General features: G+C 57.4%; 1 protein-coding gene. It reads left to right on the forward strand.

All coding sequences use genetic code 11. The features are described 5' to 3' along the window. A partial coding sequence (locus AC1D1L_RS33700) for a GMC oxidoreductase (protein WP_477345843.1) occupies nucleotides 1-772 on the forward strand: 772 nt, incomplete at both ends.

Raw genomic sequence — 772 nt, forward strand, 5'->3', positions numbered from 1 at the left:
CACATATCTGGAGCCGAACAATCGCATGGCAGCCAATGTGAGTGGTCACATTCAGATGCATGCACGTTACTCCTCGGGTTACGACAGGTGTCCTTCGACGGATATGGCAATCTCTGCGGTCGCCAAGTCGGCCTGGCATCCGCTCGGGAAACGCCTTGGCTCGCTTTTCCTGTGGGTCAACCGCAGCTATTCCATAGGAACGGTAACCCTAAAGAATCGCTCTCATGCCATCGAACCAGAGGTGGATTTCAATTGGTTGAGCGACAAGCGGGATATCGAACGACTGAAGGGTGGCTTTCGATTCCTTGCGGCCTTGCTGAAGCAGAAGTCGCTTTCTGCAATCGCACTCGATCCGTTCCCCTCGGCCTGGAATTGGCGAGCCAAACAGGTGAGCAAGATCAATCGCGTCAACTACGGGCTCACGTCGGCGCTGGCGATGCTCATGGACAGTTCTCCGCGGTTGCGGCGCAGCCTTGTGAAGCACGTCATCACGAACGGTCAAACGATTTCGACTCTGCTCGACAACGAGGAGCGTCTGGATCTCTTTGTCCGCCGAAACGTGGCGGCCAGTTGGCATCCGACATCGAGCTGCCGGATGGGTGCGCTGTCGGATCCCCTCGCTGTGACCGATCCATCAGGTCGCGTCCGCGGCGTTTCGGGCGTGAGAATCGCTGACGCCTCTGTCATGCCATTCTGCCCCCGGGCCAACACAAATCTTCCTACGATCATGGTGGCTGAGAAGATGGCCGACACAATCTTGAAAGGGCGTGGC

The organism is Mesorhizobium sp. P2_D6, from assembly GCF_056404315.1.